The 16,089-nt window shown below is 42.6% G+C and carries 16 protein-coding genes; 8 read left to right on the top strand and 8 right to left on the bottom strand.

The window, feature by feature from the left end:
- Positions 1 to 16 precede the first annotated feature (16 nt).
- The 4 genes from SNE25_RS16920 to SNE25_RS16905 all read left to right on the top strand — a co-directional run bounded on the left by SNE25_RS16920 (position 17) and on the right by SNE25_RS16905 (position 5,734).
- Complete coding sequence (locus SNE25_RS16920; RefSeq protein WP_321560172.1) at positions 17 to 724, top strand: 3'-5' exonuclease; 708 nt, start codon at positions 17 to 19, stop codon at positions 722 to 724.
- Positions 725 to 726: 2 nt separating this feature from the next.
- Complete coding sequence (locus tag SNE25_RS16915; protein WP_321560171.1) at positions 727 to 2,439, top strand: ABC transporter ATP-binding protein; 1,713 nt, start codon at positions 727 to 729, stop codon at positions 2,437 to 2,439.
- Between the two features lie 95 nt (positions 2,440 to 2,534).
- Positions 2,535 to 4,670, top strand: a complete 2,136-nt coding sequence (rnr, locus tag SNE25_RS16910; protein ID WP_321560170.1) for a ribonuclease R — start codon at positions 2,535 to 2,537, stop codon at positions 4,668 to 4,670.
- Between the two features lie 89 nt (positions 4,671 to 4,759).
- On the top strand, positions 4,760 to 5,734 hold the full coding sequence (locus tag SNE25_RS16905; protein ID WP_321560169.1) for a polyprenyl synthetase family protein: 975 nt from the start codon (positions 4,760 to 4,762) through the stop codon (positions 5,732 to 5,734).
- A 501-nt stretch (positions 5,735 to 6,235) separates the two neighbouring features.
- On the opposite strand, the gene rpmA is transcribed toward SNE25_RS16905, so the two are convergent.
- From rpmA to SNE25_RS16885, 4 genes are all read right to left on the bottom strand, one after another.
- Positions 6,236 to 6,673 carry a 50S ribosomal protein L27 gene (gene rpmA, locus SNE25_RS16900; protein WP_321560168.1) on the bottom strand — a complete coding sequence of 146 codons (438 nt, stop codon included), beginning with the start codon at positions 6,671 to 6,673 and terminating at the stop codon, positions 6,236 to 6,238.
- 48 nt (positions 6,674 to 6,721) lie between these two features.
- Positions 6,722 to 7,030 carry a 50S ribosomal protein L21 gene (rplU, locus tag SNE25_RS16895; RefSeq protein ID WP_090467954.1) on the bottom strand — a complete coding sequence of 103 codons (309 nt, stop codon included), beginning with the start codon at positions 7,028 to 7,030 and terminating at the stop codon, positions 6,722 to 6,724.
- A gap of 74 nt (positions 7,031 to 7,104) precedes the next feature.
- Positions 7,105 to 7,608: a hypothetical protein gene (locus SNE25_RS16890; RefSeq protein ID WP_321560167.1), complete on the bottom strand. Its 504-nt coding sequence runs from the start codon at positions 7,606 to 7,608 to the stop codon at positions 7,105 to 7,107.
- 169 nt (positions 7,609 to 7,777) lie between these two features.
- Positions 7,778 to 9,151, bottom strand: coding sequence for a dicarboxylate/amino acid:cation symporter (locus SNE25_RS16885; RefSeq protein ID WP_321560166.1), 1,374 nt, complete (start codon positions 9,149 to 9,151; stop codon positions 7,778 to 7,780).
- A gap of 64 nt (positions 9,152 to 9,215) precedes the next feature.
- Here SNE25_RS16885 and SNE25_RS16880 point away from each other — a divergent pair, with 64 nt between their 5' ends.
- Genes SNE25_RS16880 through SNE25_RS16865 form a run of 4 tightly spaced genes read left to right on the top strand, consistent with a single transcriptional unit; the run spans position 9,216 to position 11,409 of the window.
- Positions 9,216 to 9,743, top strand: a complete 528-nt coding sequence (locus SNE25_RS16880; protein WP_321560165.1) for a hypothetical protein — start codon at positions 9,216 to 9,218, stop codon at positions 9,741 to 9,743.
- A gap of 45 nt (positions 9,744 to 9,788) precedes the next feature.
- Positions 9,789 to 10,286 carry an RNA polymerase sigma factor gene (locus SNE25_RS16875; RefSeq protein WP_321560164.1) on the top strand — a complete coding sequence of 166 codons (498 nt, stop codon included), beginning with the start codon at positions 9,789 to 9,791 and terminating at the stop codon, positions 10,284 to 10,286.
- A complete protein-coding gene (locus SNE25_RS16870; RefSeq protein WP_321560163.1) occupies positions 10,273 to 10,863 on the top strand; it encodes a hypothetical protein in 591 nt (196 codons plus the stop codon). Before SNE25_RS16875 ends, SNE25_RS16870 begins: the two co-directional genes overlap by 14 nt.
- Positions 10,864 to 10,878: 15 nt before the next feature.
- A complete protein-coding gene (locus tag SNE25_RS16865; protein ID WP_321560162.1) occupies positions 10,879 to 11,409 on the top strand; it encodes a GNAT family N-acetyltransferase in 531 nt (176 codons plus the stop codon).
- Between the two features lie 4 nt (positions 11,410 to 11,413).
- Here the strand turns inward: SNE25_RS16865 and SNE25_RS16860 are convergent, their stop codons facing one another.
- The 4 genes from SNE25_RS16860 to dinB form a co-directional block, all read right to left on the bottom strand.
- The gene (locus SNE25_RS16860) at positions 11,414 to 12,109 is read right to left on the bottom strand and encodes a LytR/AlgR family response regulator transcription factor (RefSeq protein WP_321560161.1); all 696 of its coding nucleotides are present in this window, start codon (positions 12,107 to 12,109) and stop codon (positions 11,414 to 11,416) included.
- Positions 12,110 to 12,112: 3 nt separating this feature from the next.
- A complete protein-coding gene (locus SNE25_RS16855) occupies positions 12,113 to 13,150 on the bottom strand; it encodes a sensor histidine kinase (RefSeq protein ID WP_321560160.1) in 1,038 nt (345 codons plus the stop codon).
- 2 nt (positions 13,151 to 13,152) lie between these two features.
- Positions 13,153 to 14,367, bottom strand: coding sequence for an acyltransferase family protein (locus SNE25_RS16850; protein WP_321560159.1), 1,215 nt, complete (start codon positions 14,365 to 14,367; stop codon positions 13,153 to 13,155).
- 476 nt (positions 14,368 to 14,843) lie between these two features.
- Entirely contained in the window at positions 14,844 to 16,055 is a 1,212-nt protein-coding gene (gene dinB / locus SNE25_RS16845) for a DNA polymerase IV (protein ID WP_321560158.1), read from the bottom strand.
- Between the last annotated feature and the right edge of the window lie 34 nt (positions 16,056 to 16,089).

Genomic DNA, 16,089 nt, shown 5'->3' with positions numbered 1-16,089 from the left:
CATAAATTTTAATTGCATGCTTGAACAGTATGATCTGCATAATTTATTGGTAATTGATATTGAAACCGTGCCACAATACAGCAGTCACGAGCAATTACCCGAAAACTTGCAGGTACTTTGGGACCTTAAAACACAAAACCAGCGTAAAGATGAGGACGCAGGCAGCTTTTACCAGCGCGCAGGCATCTGGGCCGAGTTTGGCAAAATAATATGTATATCGGCGGGAATTTTCACGGGGGGCAAGGATATCGGCCTACGGGTAAAATCATTTGCCGGTCACGACGAAAAGGAGTTACTTGCCAAATTCTCAGCATTGCTCTTCAGTCAGCCGACCAACCTGGTGCTGTGCGCTCACAATGGGAAGGAATTTGATTTCCCGTATATCTGCCGCAGGCTGCTTGTAAACGGACTACCGTTTCCGCCCCAACTGCAATTCGCTGGGAAAAAACCTTGGGAAGTAACCCACCTGGATACCATGGAACTATGGAAATTTGGCGATTATAAAAACTATACTTCCTTAAACCTGCTTACTGCTATTTTTAACATCCCCAGCCCCAAAGATGATATTGACGGCAGCATGGTTGGTCATGTTTATTGGCAGGAGAACCGGTTAGACCGTATATGCACCTATTGCCAAAAAGATGTGATAGCTACTGCCCAATTGCTCAGACGTTACCGCGGCGAAGAGTTGATAAAAGATGAATTTATCACTATAATAGGGTAATAATGCTGAGTGTAAAAGATTTGTCGATTAGTTTTAAAACGAGGGACGGCTTATTTAAGGCTGTAAAAAACATATCGTTCGATTTAAAGAAGGGCGAAACCATTGGTATAGTGGGCGAATCGGGTTCGGGAAAATCGGTGACCTCGCTGGCACTGATGCGTTTGCTGAATACAGACCAAACTGTAATTAACGGCAAGGTACAGCTAAATGACACCAGCTTATTTGAACTCCCTGAACAGGAAATGCGCCACATACGAGGTAACCGCATGGCCATGATATTCCAGGAACCCATGACCTCGCTTAACCCGGTGCTTACCTGTGGCTTTCAGCTTACCGAAGCCATACAACTTCATCTTGGTTTAAGCAAAGCGGAAGCCAGAAAGAAAACACTGGAGCTTTTTAACGAAGTGCAACTCCCCCGCCCTGAGGCTATATTTGACAGCTATCCGCACCAAATATCGGGCGGGCAAAAACAAAGGGTGATGATAGCCATGGCGCTTTCATGCAACCCCGAGATACTGATAGCCGACGAACCAACCACAGCGTTAGACGTAACCGTACAAAAAGCCATTATTGAACTTTTATTAAACCTTAAAGCAACCCGCTGTCGTAGCTTAATATTCATATCGCATGATTTGGGTGTGATTAAAGAAATTGCAGACCGCGTGCTGGTAATGTACAAAGGCCAGATCGTAGAAGAGGCCTCAGTAACCGAGCTGTTCAATAACCCGCAGCATCCGTACACCAAAGGCTTGCTGGCCTGCCGCCCTTCACCAGGTCAGCACCTAAAAAAGCTGCCTGTTATTGCCGATTTTTTTAATGCTGATGATATCGCGAACGCGCAAACCGCTACTATCGAAAGCATCAGGGCCTTATATCATTATCCCGACGTGGAGATAGCGGAAAGAAAAAAGAAGCTTTACGAGCAGCAACCCATACTGAATATCGAAAAACTTTCAACCTGGTTCCCGGTAAATCCGGGTTTATTCGGCCCCTCGGGTGAGGTTGTTAAAGCCGTAAATAATGTAAGTTTTGATGTGTACCCCGGCGAAACACTGGGCCTGGTAGGCGAATCAGGCTGCGGTAAAACAACTTTGGGGCGTACCATTTTGCGGCTGATAGAGCCTTCGGCAGGCAAGGTAAGTTTTGAGGGAACAGATCTGGGCAGCCTAAGAAAAAATGATCTCAGGGAGATCCGCCGCGATATCCAGATCATTTTTCAGGACCCCTACTCCTCTTTAAACCCACGTTTAACCGTTGGGCAATCATTAATGGAACCTTTGCAGGTGCATCAGTTTTATAGTAATGACACCAAACGCAAGCAAAAGGTATTAGAGTTATTACAACGGGTAAGCCTGCTGCCCGAACATTTTAACCGCTTCCCGCATGAGTTTTCGGGTGGGCAAAGGCAACGCATCGTAATAGCCCGCGCGCTGGCCCTGCAGCCTAAATTTATTATTTGTGATGAGTCGGTATCAGCGCTTGATGTATCGGTGCAGGCCCAGGTGCTTAACCTTATTCGGGAATTACAGCAGGAATTTAAGCTTACCTACATTTTTATATCTCATGACCTTGCCGTTATCAAACATATATCCGACCGTATGATGGTCATGAACCAGGGAAAAATAGTAGAAACCGGGTATCCTGATGATATATATTATCGACCTAAAGAAGATTATACCAAAAGACTAATTGCATCTATACCAAAGGGCTAACGGCATACGTTTTTTATAACGAAGCCTTTTTGTACATCGCCCAAACCCCAATCGCTTAACAGGCAAATTCCGTATCTTTGCGTAAATACTTATGTATGTCTAAAAAGAAAAACAATTCTTCTATAGTTCAGGTGCTCACTCAAATGGTACTTGACATATTTGAACAAAACGGCAATACGCCGTTAAATTACAAACAAGTTTCTGCTAAACTAAATGTGCGCGATCCCGAATCGCGCGAGATCATATTTGATATATTAAAAGACGAAGCCAAAAAATCGGTATTAAAGGAGCTTTCGCCCGGCAAATTCCAGCTGCTTGAGCTCAAAACATTTGTTGAAGGCAAGGTAGACCTGACTAATGACGGATCGGCCTTTATTGTTACCGATGATGAATTTGAGAGCGATATTTTTATTGCACCACGTAAATTACGCAATGCACTAAACGGCGACCGGGTTAAGGTTTACGTATACGCCAAAAGCAAGGGCAAACGCAAGGAAGGCGAGATTATTGAAATTTTGCAGCGTGCCAAAATGGAGTTTACAGGTGTCGTGAAACTATCGGAACGCTTTGCCTTTTTTATCCCGGACGACCGTAAAATGATGCACGATATTTTTATCCCCATCAGCGAATTAAACGGTGCTAAAAACGGGATAAAAGCTGTAGCCGAAATTACCGACTGGCCAACCGATGCGAAGAACCCCATTGGTCGTATAAAACATATACTGGGCGCCCAGGGCGAGAATGACACCGAAATGAATGCCATACTCGCCGAATATGGCTTTCCCCTATCATTCCCGGCCGAAGTGGAGCATGAAGCCGAAGCCATTTCAGATTTTATTAGTCCCCAGGAGATAGCTAAAAGACGCGATTTCAGGAATATCACCACATTCACCATTGACCCTTTTGATGCCAAGGATTTTGATGATGCCTTGTCATTCAGACAGCTGGAGAACGGCAATTATGAAGTAGGTGTACACATCGCCGACGTATCGCATTATATAGCGCCCGACTCTGCCCTGGATAAGGAAGCGCTGGAACGCGCCACCTCAGTTTACCTTGTAGACAGGGTGATCCCCATGCTGCCCGAGCGCCTGTCTAACGGGCTTTGCTCCCTGCGACCTAAAGAAGATAAGCTTTGCTTTTCGGCAGTATTTGAGCTGGATCAAAACGCCTATATCATGAATGAATGGTACGGTAAAACCATTATTTATTCCGACAGGCGTTTTACTTACGAAGAAGTGCAGGAAGTAATTGAAAACAAAGCCGGGGATTTTGTAAATGAAATACTAACGCTCAATGCGCTGGCCTACAAACTGCGCGAACGTAAATTTAAAAGTGGCGCTATAAGCTTTGAAGCCACAGAAATTAAATTTAAGCTTGATGACCATGGTAAGCCTATTGGCGTTTATGTAAAAGAACGTAAGGATGCCCACAAGCTCATTGAAGATTTTATGCTTTTGGCTAACCGCAAAGTTGCCGAACATGTAAGCAAAATGGGTAAAGGCAAGCATAAATACACATTTGTGTATCGTACGCATGATTCGCCCAAACCCGATGCGCTGGCCAACTTTGCACAGTTTGCTGCCCGTTTCGGTTACAAGATCAATACCAAATCTGACAAGGAAACCGCCCGGTCACTTAACTTCCTGATGGAAGATGTGGAAGGCAAAAAGGAGCAAAACGTGCTTACCCAACTGGCTATCCGTTCAATGGCCAAAGCCATATATACCACCAAAACCAGCAACCATTACGGTTTGGCATTTGACCATTATACGCATTTCACATCGCCAATACGCCGTTACCCGGATGTGATGGTTCACAGGCTATTGTTTCATTACTTAAACGGCGGCCAGTCGGCCAATGCTGAGCATTATGAAAAACTATGTTCGCACAGCTCGCAAATGGAGAAAAAAGCTGCCGATGCGGAGCGCGCCTCGGTAAAATACAAACAGGCTGAGTATTTGAAAGATCAGGTAGGCAATATATTTACCGGTATTATATCAGGCGTTACCGAATGGGGCATGTATGTGGAGATCATTGAAAATAAATGCGAAGGCATGATCCGTTTGCGCGATATATCTGATGATTTTTATACTTTGGACGAGAAAAATTATGCCATCATTGGCCAGCGTAAAAAGAAAATATACCAGCTGGGCGATGAGGTGAGGATCAAAGTAAAGAACGTTGACCTTACAAAAAAACAAATTGATTTTTCATTAGTACAGGAATGATATATTAGTGTGTGGTTGATTGAGTGAGTAGTTAATCGGTTATCTCCCGTTATAGTTACTTGATCAACCACTCACCACTAACTAATAATATGAAGAAACTTACAGATCTGCAGGCACTGATAAATGAAGCGGTTGATAAACTATCTTTTCCGGAAACCCCTGCCGACTTATACGAACCTATAAGTTATATTCTGGCCCTGGGCGGTAAACGCCTGCGTCCTGCCCTGCTGCTTATGGCCTGCGACCTTTTCGGCGGCGACGTGGAAGGTGCCGTTCAACCTGCCCTGGCAATTGAGGTGTTCCATAACTTCACCCTGATGCATGACGATATTATGGATAAGGCCCCACTCCGTCGCGGTCAGACAACCGTACACGAAAAGTGGAACGCCAATGTAGCAATTCTTTCGGGCGATGCCATGATGGTGGAATCGAACAAACTGATGATGAAGGTACAGGACGCCATTTTGCGCCGTGTAATGGATGTTTTTAACGAAACCGCCACAGGTGTATGCGAAGGCCAGCAGATTGACATGAGCTTTGAAAAGCGCCAAAATGTAAGCATTGACGAGTACCTGACCATGATACGTCTTAAAACCGCGGTATTATTGGGCGGAACGCTCAAAATTGGTGCTATTATAGGCGGTGCTACATCGGCCGATGCACAATTACTATACAATTTTGGTGTTAACCTGGGCGTGGCCTTTCAATTACAGGATGATATACTTGATGTTTACGGCGACCCGGGTAAATTTGGCAAACAGGTTGGAGGCGATATTATATCCAACAAAAAAACCTACTTGCTTATTAAAGCCCTTGAACTGGCTAAAGATGCACAGGCCGATGAACTGAGCAATTGGTTAAACAACCAAACCTTTGATGCGGCAGAAAAAGTAACTGCGGTAACCGGTATATACAGTCAGTTACAAATACGGCAATATGCCGAGCAAGCCATGCAAACATATGCCGAACAAGCTTTTGGGGCACTGGATAGCATTAACCTGCCCGAAGAGCGCAAACAACACCTACGGTTTTTTGCAGATCATTTACTGGTGAGAGAGCATTGATAATTAAATAAGGGAGGCCATGTCAATCTGAGCCTGTCGAAGACTCGTGCGTAGAAGCCCATCCACCATGGTTCGACGGTGCTCACCATGACCTCCTGTTTTTGTTTGAGTATAAATAAAAAAGGAACTGTGTCAGTCTGAGCCTGTCGAAGACTCGCGCGTAAAGCCCTACCCACCATGGTTCGACGGTGCTCACCATGACCTCCTGTTTTTGTTTGAGTATAAATAAAAAAGGAACTGTGTCGGTCTGAGCCTGTCGAAGACTCGCGCGTAGAAGCCCTACTCACCATGGTTCGACTGAGCTCACCATGACACCCCCTGTTTTTTCTTGAGCATAAAATAAAAAGGTAGGCATGTCAGTCTGAGCCTGTCGAAGACTCGTGCGTAGAGGCCCCACCGCCATGCTTCGAAGTGGCTCACCATGACACCCGGTTTATTCAAACAAAAAAGTCCCGATCAATAATGACCGGGACTTTTTAATATTTGTAAAGTTTCAGCTAATTACTCAGCTGCTGCTTCTTCAGTTGCTTCTGTATCAGCTTTCTTTGCTTTTGGAGCTGCTACTTTTTTTGCTTTTGGAGCTTCTTCTGCAACAGCTTCAGCTACCGGAGCTGGTGCTTCAACTACTTTCTTTTCTGCTTTTGCTTTAGGTGCAGGCGCTGCATCTTCTGCAACCGGCGCTACTTCAAACGGTACTACAGAAACGTATGAACGGTTATCAGCTTTCTTTCTGAAAACTACCTGTCCATCAGCTAATGCAAATAATGTATGATCACGACCGATACCTACGTTAACGCCAGGATTGTGTTTAGTACCACGCTGACGAACGATGATGTTACCTGCAATAGCTGGCTGACCACCGAAAATTTTGATACCTAAACGTTTGCTATGCGACTCACGGCCGTTTCTGGAACTACCGGCCCCTTTTTTGTGTGCCATTGTTAATATCTTTTATGAGCCAATCAATCGGCTCGGTTTAAACTTTAATTATAATGTAATACCAGTGATCTCGATCTTGGTAAATTGCTGACGGTGACCGTTTTTCTTTTTGTAACCTTTTCTTCTTTTCTTTTTGAAGATGATCACTTTATCACCTTTTAAATGAGACACGATCTTAGCCGATACTTTAGCGCCTTTCAAATCAGAACCTAATTTGAATTTACCTTCGTTTTCTGCTAACAATACACTGTCAAATTCAATACTAGCGCCCTCATCGCCTTGTAACCTGTGTACAAAGATCTGCTGGTCTTTTGCAACCTTAAATTGCTGTCCGGCTATACTTACTATTGCGTACATGTTTGTTAATTATTGTTTTAAAATTCGAGGTGCAAATATAGGGATTGATTATTTAAAAAACAACATACTATATGTTATTTTTTCAGTCTTTCTTCAGCCGTATATAAACTTTGTCTTATTTCCTTAATCAGGGTCTTATTTGCATCTATTAGCCTCACGTCGCCGGCATACTCGGTATCAAACACTACCCGCTTGCTTTTTTTCTTGTATTTAAACTCAATAATATAGCGTATAGATTTGTTTTTTCCGTGTGTGCTATCAGCCAGTTCTTTTACCGGAAAATCCCAGAAACCAAGATCTGCCGCTTTACGGTGCAGGTATAATAAATCGTCGTTGGTAAGTCTTAAATGCATTTTTACCAGCGAATCTCGTCTGTCTACATACTGGTAATCGCCTGTTTTTGAATCGTACCTATTTACCAGGCTATCAACCGGACCGTAGGCGAACGTTATCGAATCAAAATCAGAGAACCTGTAAGGGGCGTTTTTGATCATCATACCATAATAGTAAAAGCAGTAAACCAAAAATGGAACAATGATGGTAAGCGCGAAAAATATCTTTTTTGAACGGTCGGACATGTTTTAATTATTGAATTATTGAGTTATTGAATATTGAATTATTGAGTTACCGAATTTTGAGTTTTTTACTTGATATATTTATATTTTTTTGTTTGTTGATACCGTTTTTCTTGATGGGGTGCAATTTTAAGAATTTGATTTGCGCTTCCAAAAATCAATAATTCAATAATTATTTTAGTTCCCCTTCCCATTTGCTTACAACAGCAGTAGCCATGGCATTACCTAGTACGTTGGTTGCTGAACGCCCCATATCAAGCAATGGGTCGATACCGATCAGCAGGAACAAACCTGCCTCCGGAATATTGAACATAGATAAGGTGGCCGCTATAACTACCAGCGATGCCCTTGGAACACCCGCTACCCCTTTACTGGTAAGCATCAATACCAGCAGCATTGACAACTGATGCCCGAAAGACAGATGAATATCGTAGGACTGCGCCAGGAACAGGGAAGCAAAGGTCATGTACATCATGGAGCCATCCAAATTAAACGAGTAACCCAGTGGCAGTACAAAACTTACAATTTTGTTGCTGCACCCAAAACGCTCCAGCTCAATAAGTACCCTCGGGTAGGCGGCCTCGCTTGTAGATGTACTAAAAGCTATCAGCATGGCATCTTTTATATTACCTACCAATTTAAATACCGGTTTACGCAGCACAACAAAGCCGGCGAAAATGATAACGGCCCAAAGCATAATAAGCGCGAAATAAAACTCGCTAATGAAAATACCATAAGTAGATAAAACCCCCAGTCCCTGCTTGGCAATTACCGCGGTTATAGCTCCAAAAACTGCCAGTGGCGCCATTTTCATCACATAGCCGGTTATTTTCAGTATCACATGAGCAATGGCATCCATTGCTTTTATAACAATTTTGCCCTGCTCACCGATAGCCGCAGTCGCTACTCCAAAAAATAGGGAGAAGACTACTATTTGCAGTATTTCGTTATTGGCCATAGCTTCAATAAAGCTTCTGGGGAAAACATGCCCGATAAAATCTGTTAACGACAGTGCCGATTTTTTGATCCCGGTACTTAAATAGCTATTGGGCAATGGAAGATGCATTACTTTTCCGGGCTCAAACACATTTACAAAAAGCATCCCCAATAAAAGTGACACCAGCGTAGCGCTTAAAAACCAAAGCATGGTTTTACCGCCAATTCGGCCAACAGCCTTAATATCCCCTACTTTGGCGACACCCACCACCAGCGTGGTAAAAACAAGCGGCGCCACTATCATTTTTATCAGCCTTAAAAATATATCGCTCAAAATGGTAAAACCTTCCAGCTTACCCTCGCGTATAGAATTATTATCTTTACTGATCTTTAATTGTTGTAGTTTTTGGGCTCTTAACGCTATATGCTCAGCAGCGGTAGTGTCATTTAGTAAAACCAATTTGGTATTTATGGCTTTTACCTGAGCATCGGCGGTGTTAATATTATCGTTAATGGCTTTAATTACACTAACATTGTAAATATAACCGGCTATTATACCCAGTATAAGTGCTATAAAAATATAAAGTGTAAGCTTGCTTTTTTTTTGCATATAACCCATTAGAGGGCGCTAAACTACAACTATTTAATATTTTGCTAAAATATTTAAAAACAACATGAACATAAGCTCTTACGGATTACAGCATATCAAAAAAGAAATTCAGCACCTGCCCAATGAACAGTTAACTGAATTATTGCTCCGTTTGGCACGTTATAAAAAAGAGAACAAAGAATTGCTGGCCTATTTACTATTTGAAGCCCATGACGAAACTGCCTTTATTGAAAAAGTTAAGGCCGAAGCAGGCTTTATGTTCAGTCAGTTACCTGCTTTAAGTTATCATGCAGCTAAAGGGATGCGTAAAATTTTGAGGCTGTTAAGCAAATACACCAAATTTACAGGATCAAAGGGGGCCGAAATTGAATTACTCTTAAATTTTTGTGATAATTACCTCGAATATGCCGATAGGCGCACATCCTACAAACCCATCAGGCTGATATTAACCAGGCAGGTAGAAAAAACAAGGACGCTGATAAGCAAGCTGCATGAAGACCTGCAGTTTGACTATGCCGAAGGTTACAACAACTTAATAGAGGAGGCGGAAAAAAAATTGGGATGGTTTAAAAAGAATGATTACCTGTTGTAACATATAGGTATAAACGTAATCTAAACTTAAAAATCTATTAACACTGTGGCCAACAAAGAAGCAGCATTCAAGCAAATATATGAGGCTAATTCTAAAAAGATATTCCATTTGTGCTATGGTTACACCGGCGATGATGATGCCGCGAACGACCTTTTGCAGGAAACTTTTTTAAAAGTTTGGCAAAATTTAGAAAAGTTCCGTAACCAGGCCATGATATCAACCTGGATATACCGGATTGCCGTAAATACTTGTTTAACTTACTTACGTTCAGAAAAACGACAGGCTAAAGACGAACTTACCCCCCAAATAGCCGAAACCAAAAGAGAGGAACTATCAGATAAAAACGAGCAGGTGGCTTTGTTGTACAAGTGTATTTCAAAGCTCGAGGAGTCAGAAAGAATTATAATAACCATGGTGCTTGATGAAGTGCCATACCCCGAAATAGCAGATATTTCGGGTATATCAGAAGGGAACCTGAGAGTGAAAATTTATCGTATAAAACAGAAGTTAACAGAATTATATAACCAGTATGAAAGACTTTGATCATTTGATGTCGGTTTGGCAGGGACAGCCAAAGCCAGATCAGCTTTCGGTGGATGAGGTGCTGAAGCAGGTAAAGAAGGGGATTCGCAGCATAACTACAAAGTTATACTGGAGTATAGTGGCCATGGTGGTGATAACCATATTCGCGTTCATCATTACATTTTTTCTGGCCTTTAAATCGTGGGTAACCACAGTGGGTATTTTGATTGTGCTGGTCACCATGCTTATGTACCTCTCGCTCATAGTAAGGCACTACCACATATTAAGCAAGCGCGATGCAACCCTTAACCCCGCCGAATACCTTGACAGTTTGAAAGCCTATCAAAAAAACAGAACTAAAGTAATTGGCTGGTTCTATTATATCTACACATTACTCATCAGCGGCGGTCTTGCCCTCTATCTAATCGAAGTACTCGAAACCGCTTCCCTCCCATTTAAACTCATCACTTACGGCTTTACAATAATATGGTTCTTGTTCACCACCTTTTATTTAAAGCCCCGTATGTTTAAAAACGAGGAAGAAAAACTTAACCTGATGATTGATCGCCTGGTGCGTTTAAAGGAGCAATTTGATTAATTACAAGCTATTTTAATGACCAAAAATAATATCGTTCTTCAAAGAGCAACCCTTGCCTATGCGGATACACTGCTTACCTTTAGCAGAAAAACTTTTTTTGATTTCTTTGCACATTTAAATGATCCGGCAAATATGGAGGCATACGCTTCCACGGCGTTTACTACTCAAAAAGTAAAGGACGAGCTCAGCAACCCCGATTCGCATTTTTATTTTGCTGTGCTTGACGGCGAGATAACCGGCTACATCAAGATCAATTTCAACGCGGCCCAAACTGAACTGCAGGACAGTCAATCGCTCGAGGTTGAACGTATTTACGTACTGGCCGAACATCATGGCAAAAAAATCGGGCACCAGTTATTAAATTTCGCTTTGCAAACTGCCCGTGATATGGGTTTGCAATACGTTTGGCTTGGTGTGTGGGAGCACAATCAAAAAGCTATTGATTTTTACCGGAAACATGGGTTCGATATATTTGGCAGCCACCCGTTCATGCTCGGCAGCGAACAACAAACCGACCTCTTGATGAAAAAGGAACTATCTGAATAAGCCTCTATCTTTCATTAATAAGCGTACGCATCACCTGATCGCGTAATTGCCTGCTCACCGGTACCTGGTGCTGACCAACATTTAGCATATTACCCTCAATAGAGGTAATTTTATCCTGAGCTATAATGTACGATTTATGGGTTTGTAAAAACCTGCGCTGGGGCAGCTTATCGGCAAAAGCTTTCAAAGTACTGTGGGTGATGATCTTTTTATTGGCGGTGTGTATCACGATATAGTTTTCCATGCCTTCAATGTACAACACTTCATCAAACACCACCTTCTCCAGCTTGCCATCACTTTTTACAAACAGATAGTTTGTATCATTATTACTGCTTCGCAGATCAAAGTAGTCTTTGGCTTTAAAAGCGGCTTTCATAAAACGCTCAAACGAAATTGGCTTAAGCAAATAATCCAGCACATCAAGGTCAAAACCATCTGTAGCGTACTCCTTAAAGGCAGTAGTAAAAATCACCTTCGGCGGGTTGGCCAGCGACTTGATAAAATCGACACCTGTTAAGTGCGGCATCTGTATATCCAGAAAAAGCAGATCAACCGGCTGCTGCGATAAAACCATACCCAGTTCCATGGCATCCTCACATTGGGCCTTCAAATCAAAGAAACCAGCTTTGGCAACATAGCCTTCCAGCCCTTTGCGAGCAAATGGTTCATCATCGGTAATAATACAACTGATTGATGTCATTATTTAAAAATTTAATTCCAGTTCGGCGGTGTAGCTATTTTCTGTGTGGCCGGTAACCAGCCGGTGTTTATCCGGATAAAGCAAATGTAAGCGCCTTTTTAAATTCTCCAGCCCTATGCCGCTATAATTACCCGAAGGTTTTATTTGTGCCGGCGTATCGTTATACACCCTAAATACAATGCCGTTCGGGGTACCTTTTGCCGTAATATCAATGGTGTATTTTCCGCCTGCATATTTAAAAGCATTCTCTACCAGTGGCAATAAAAGCAAGGGGTAAATCTGCTGATCGGTTAATTGTTCGTCAAAAGCTACATTTAAACGCATTTTTTGGCTCGCCCTGATCTTTTGCAGCTGAATGTAGTTTTCCAGGTATTCCAGCTCCTGCCGCACAGCAACCTGCTGCTGCTGGTCGTAAAGCTGATATCTTAACAAACTGGAGAGCAACTCGGTACTCTTTTTTGCTCCCAGTACATCCTCATCCATTTGAAAATAAATGGTGTTCAGCGCGTTGAACAAAAAGTGAGGATGATATTGTGCCTTTAAAAACTTCAGTTCGGTTTCTAATTTGTCGTTGGTCAATTTCTCTACCAGCAGCTGATGCTCAATATAAGCTTTTAAAAACTTACCGCTGCGGATAACGCCATAATATATAAGCACATACAACAGGGGAACAATATTAATGCTCGTCAGATCGCTCCATGATAAGCCATCGTCTGTAAATGCAGCTATCGGGGTAAATATCAAATTAACCAGGATAATGCTTAAACCGGCAACCATGTATATTTCCCGCCATAATAATGATGGGGTTAACTTGTCACCAGGTTGTTGCCGCCGGTCGGTAAGGTCACACACATAGTTTATCATGTATATGAAGATGTACCCAACCAATATACTTAAGCCAATTTCGAGCGCGTTAACCAGCAGCGGTCTGTTCCAGAAACGGAAACCACTTTCGGTATCCTGCAACAACCTTATGGTAAAGTAAACAATCAGCCCGTATATTGCGGGGAAAACATATTTTATAAATCGTGACCTTGCCATTTTTATGCTGCAATTTCTACTAATGATTCTTTTTCTACAAATACTTTAGCGGCTGGGGCGGCTTTTTTATTTGAGCTGTTTAATGGTTTCATGCCAAACAAAAACCGTATTACCGGATAGGGTTTCACAAAGAAGTGAAAAACACCCATGGTAACAATCAAGGTAACTATAACAGTATAAATGTATTTCATGAGTACGGTATCGCCGGCCGACCGGGTAATGTAATAGGCTAAAATAACAATTACTGTTTGATGCAGGATGTAAAAAGGATATACCGCCTGATTTACATAGTTGAGTACACGGTGCGGGTGGTTAAGGTATTGCTTGCCATAACCAATAAAACCCATTACCCAACTCCATGCAATAACAGGCTTTAAAGCGGCAGAAAAGAATGGCCATATTGCATCGGGGACAAAAGGCAGTTTTGCATCGTTAAACCATACATAGTAGTACATCATGAGGCTTACAAAACCTATGCTGATGGCAAAACGGCGGTTACGCTGCAGACTATCTATGAGCGAAGGCACCTGTATGCATATAAACCCTGCCAATACAAATAACAGCCAGTAAACAAAATAACAGCCATCATGAACCAGATCGGCAGTTTCGGGCAGGCGTTTGCTCAGCAGCGCATACCAAATTACAGACGGAATAGCTAACAGGTAAACCAGTTTACCTTTGCTTAACTTGTGCAAGGCCTGTTTAACATTATTGCTTTTGTCCGATACCATCCACATAAAAAATGGTGCAAATACAAGGTCATATATAAACAGATAAGCTATAAACCATAGATGGTGCCAGCTAAAGCTGCCGCCCATGGGGTATGGCACAAACTGAAATACGGTTTTGTAAAAATCCCAGTAATTACCTGTAAAGCCCTGTGTTAAGCGTTCCATGTATATTTGCGGTGGCACTATAATAAACATACCCACAAGCAAAGGGATAAGCAATCGGGTACACCGCAAGCCTATAAAACTTAAGGCGCTGCGGTTTTTCATCATATAGTAACTTACGGTACCGCTGATAAAAAACAATAACGGCATCCGGAACAGGTGCATAAAAGCAATAAAATAGGTAAGCAGATCGCTGGTTTCCTTGTTACGGATATGCCAGGTTTCGCCGGCTGCATAAGGCATGGCGGAGTGAAAAACTAATACACCTGCTATTGATAATATCCTTAACCAATCCAGGTAAGTTTGACGTTGTGTGGTTTCCATATTGTTGTCCTTTTTTTATCAAAAGAAGCAACAGCTGGTTACTTGATAAAAACAGTTTGACCAATGGTAATTTTCCTTTGACCAATGGTAGGTTATAGCGGGAAAGCGCGGGTTGATTAAGGCATAATTTGTCATTCTGAACGCGGGGAAGAATCTATCGTTGAACTTGCAAAGCATATAAGGTTCTTCATTTCAGCATGACAAATAAAAAATAAGAATCATATAATCCCCTCTTTGCGGCGAAGCCGTAGAGAGGGGCGGCGAGCAAAGCGAAGCCGGGGTGAGTCTTCACAGAATTTGCAATGTCTTCTTTATAGATGACATATTTAAAGATAACGAACAGTTGAGCGTTAGACTCACCCGATCTGCGCTTCGCTGGATCACCCTCTACGGCTTCGCCGCAATGAGGGTTAAAAAAAGAAACTGTCAACAGATCCTTCACGGCGTTTAGGATGACACTATCGCGTTTTATTACGTTAATCCTTCAAAAAAGGATTAAAATTGCGGGTACCTATTTCCATTCCGGCGGCGCGGCAAACGGTTTTGTCGCCAAACTTAAAATTGATCTTGTCCATGGCCTGGTAAAGCCTGATGCGTTCCTCATTATCTTCAAACAAATTAATCTGGTAACTGCCGCTGCACAGGTTGCTGAGTCTTACGCCTATCAGCCTGATGGGGCGGTGCTGGTTCCAGGCTTGTTTAAGCAGGTTTTTTATGCCCGGTATCAATATATGTTCGGCTGCTGTAAGTGGGATTCGTTGCTGCTGGGTATGGGTTTCAAAATTGGCATAACGTACCTTAATAGCCATACATGATGCCAGTTTATTCTCCCTGCGCAATTTGCCCGATAGCTCTTCGGTCATGGACACCAACGAGGTTTCCAATGTACGCAGGTCGTTTACATTGGTCATGAAAGTATGTTCGGTTGATATGGATTTACGGTCGGAGTGCGGAACTATTTCACTATCATCAATACCGTGGGCCTTTTCCCACAGATACCTGCCGGCCTTACCAAAAACAGCTTCCAAAAAACGGATATTTGTTTTTTGCAGATCACCTATTTTCTCAATACCATACTGATACAGCTTTTGGCAGGTACTCTCGCCAAGGCCGGGTATTTTGCCGATGTTGAGGGGCGCCAGAAATTGCAGTTCGTCGCCATGCTTAACAAAAAGCTCGCCGTTGGGTTTAGCCTGGTTGGTTGCCATTTTGGCAACGGTTTTGCCCGATGCCATGCCAAAAGAAATAGGTAGACCGGTTTCCCTGATCACTTTTTGGCGCAGGTTACGGGCTACCTGATAACAATCATAAAAACGGTCCATACCTGTAAGGTCGATATAAAACTCATCAACCGATGTTTTTTGATAAAGCGGTACGGAGTCATGGATAATTTGCGTTACCTCGCGTGAGGCGTCTGAATAGCGCCCATGTGTACCGTGGATTACGATAGCATGCGGACAAAGCTTGAGCGCCTGCCGTGTAGGCATAGCGGAGTGTACGCCGTATTTACGCGCCTCATAACTGCATGAGGCCACCACTCCCCTTTCGGCCGAGCCACCAATGATCACCGGTTTACCTATCAGGGCCGGGTTAAACTTGCGCTCAACAGATACAAAGAACGAATCAAGATCGATATGTACGATATGCCGCTTAATATCCATGTACAAATATGAAAATAAAATTAGCATTTTACTAAAAATATTAGCATTTTTGTTCTCTAAA

Origin of the sequence: Mucilaginibacter sabulilitoris (assembly GCF_034262375.1) — a bacterium.
GTDB lineage: Bacteria > Bacteroidota > Bacteroidia > Sphingobacteriales > Sphingobacteriaceae > Mucilaginibacter > Mucilaginibacter sabulilitoris.
The sequence above is the reverse complement of the archived record's forward strand: the minus strand, read 5'-3'. Positions and strand labels throughout refer to the sequence as shown.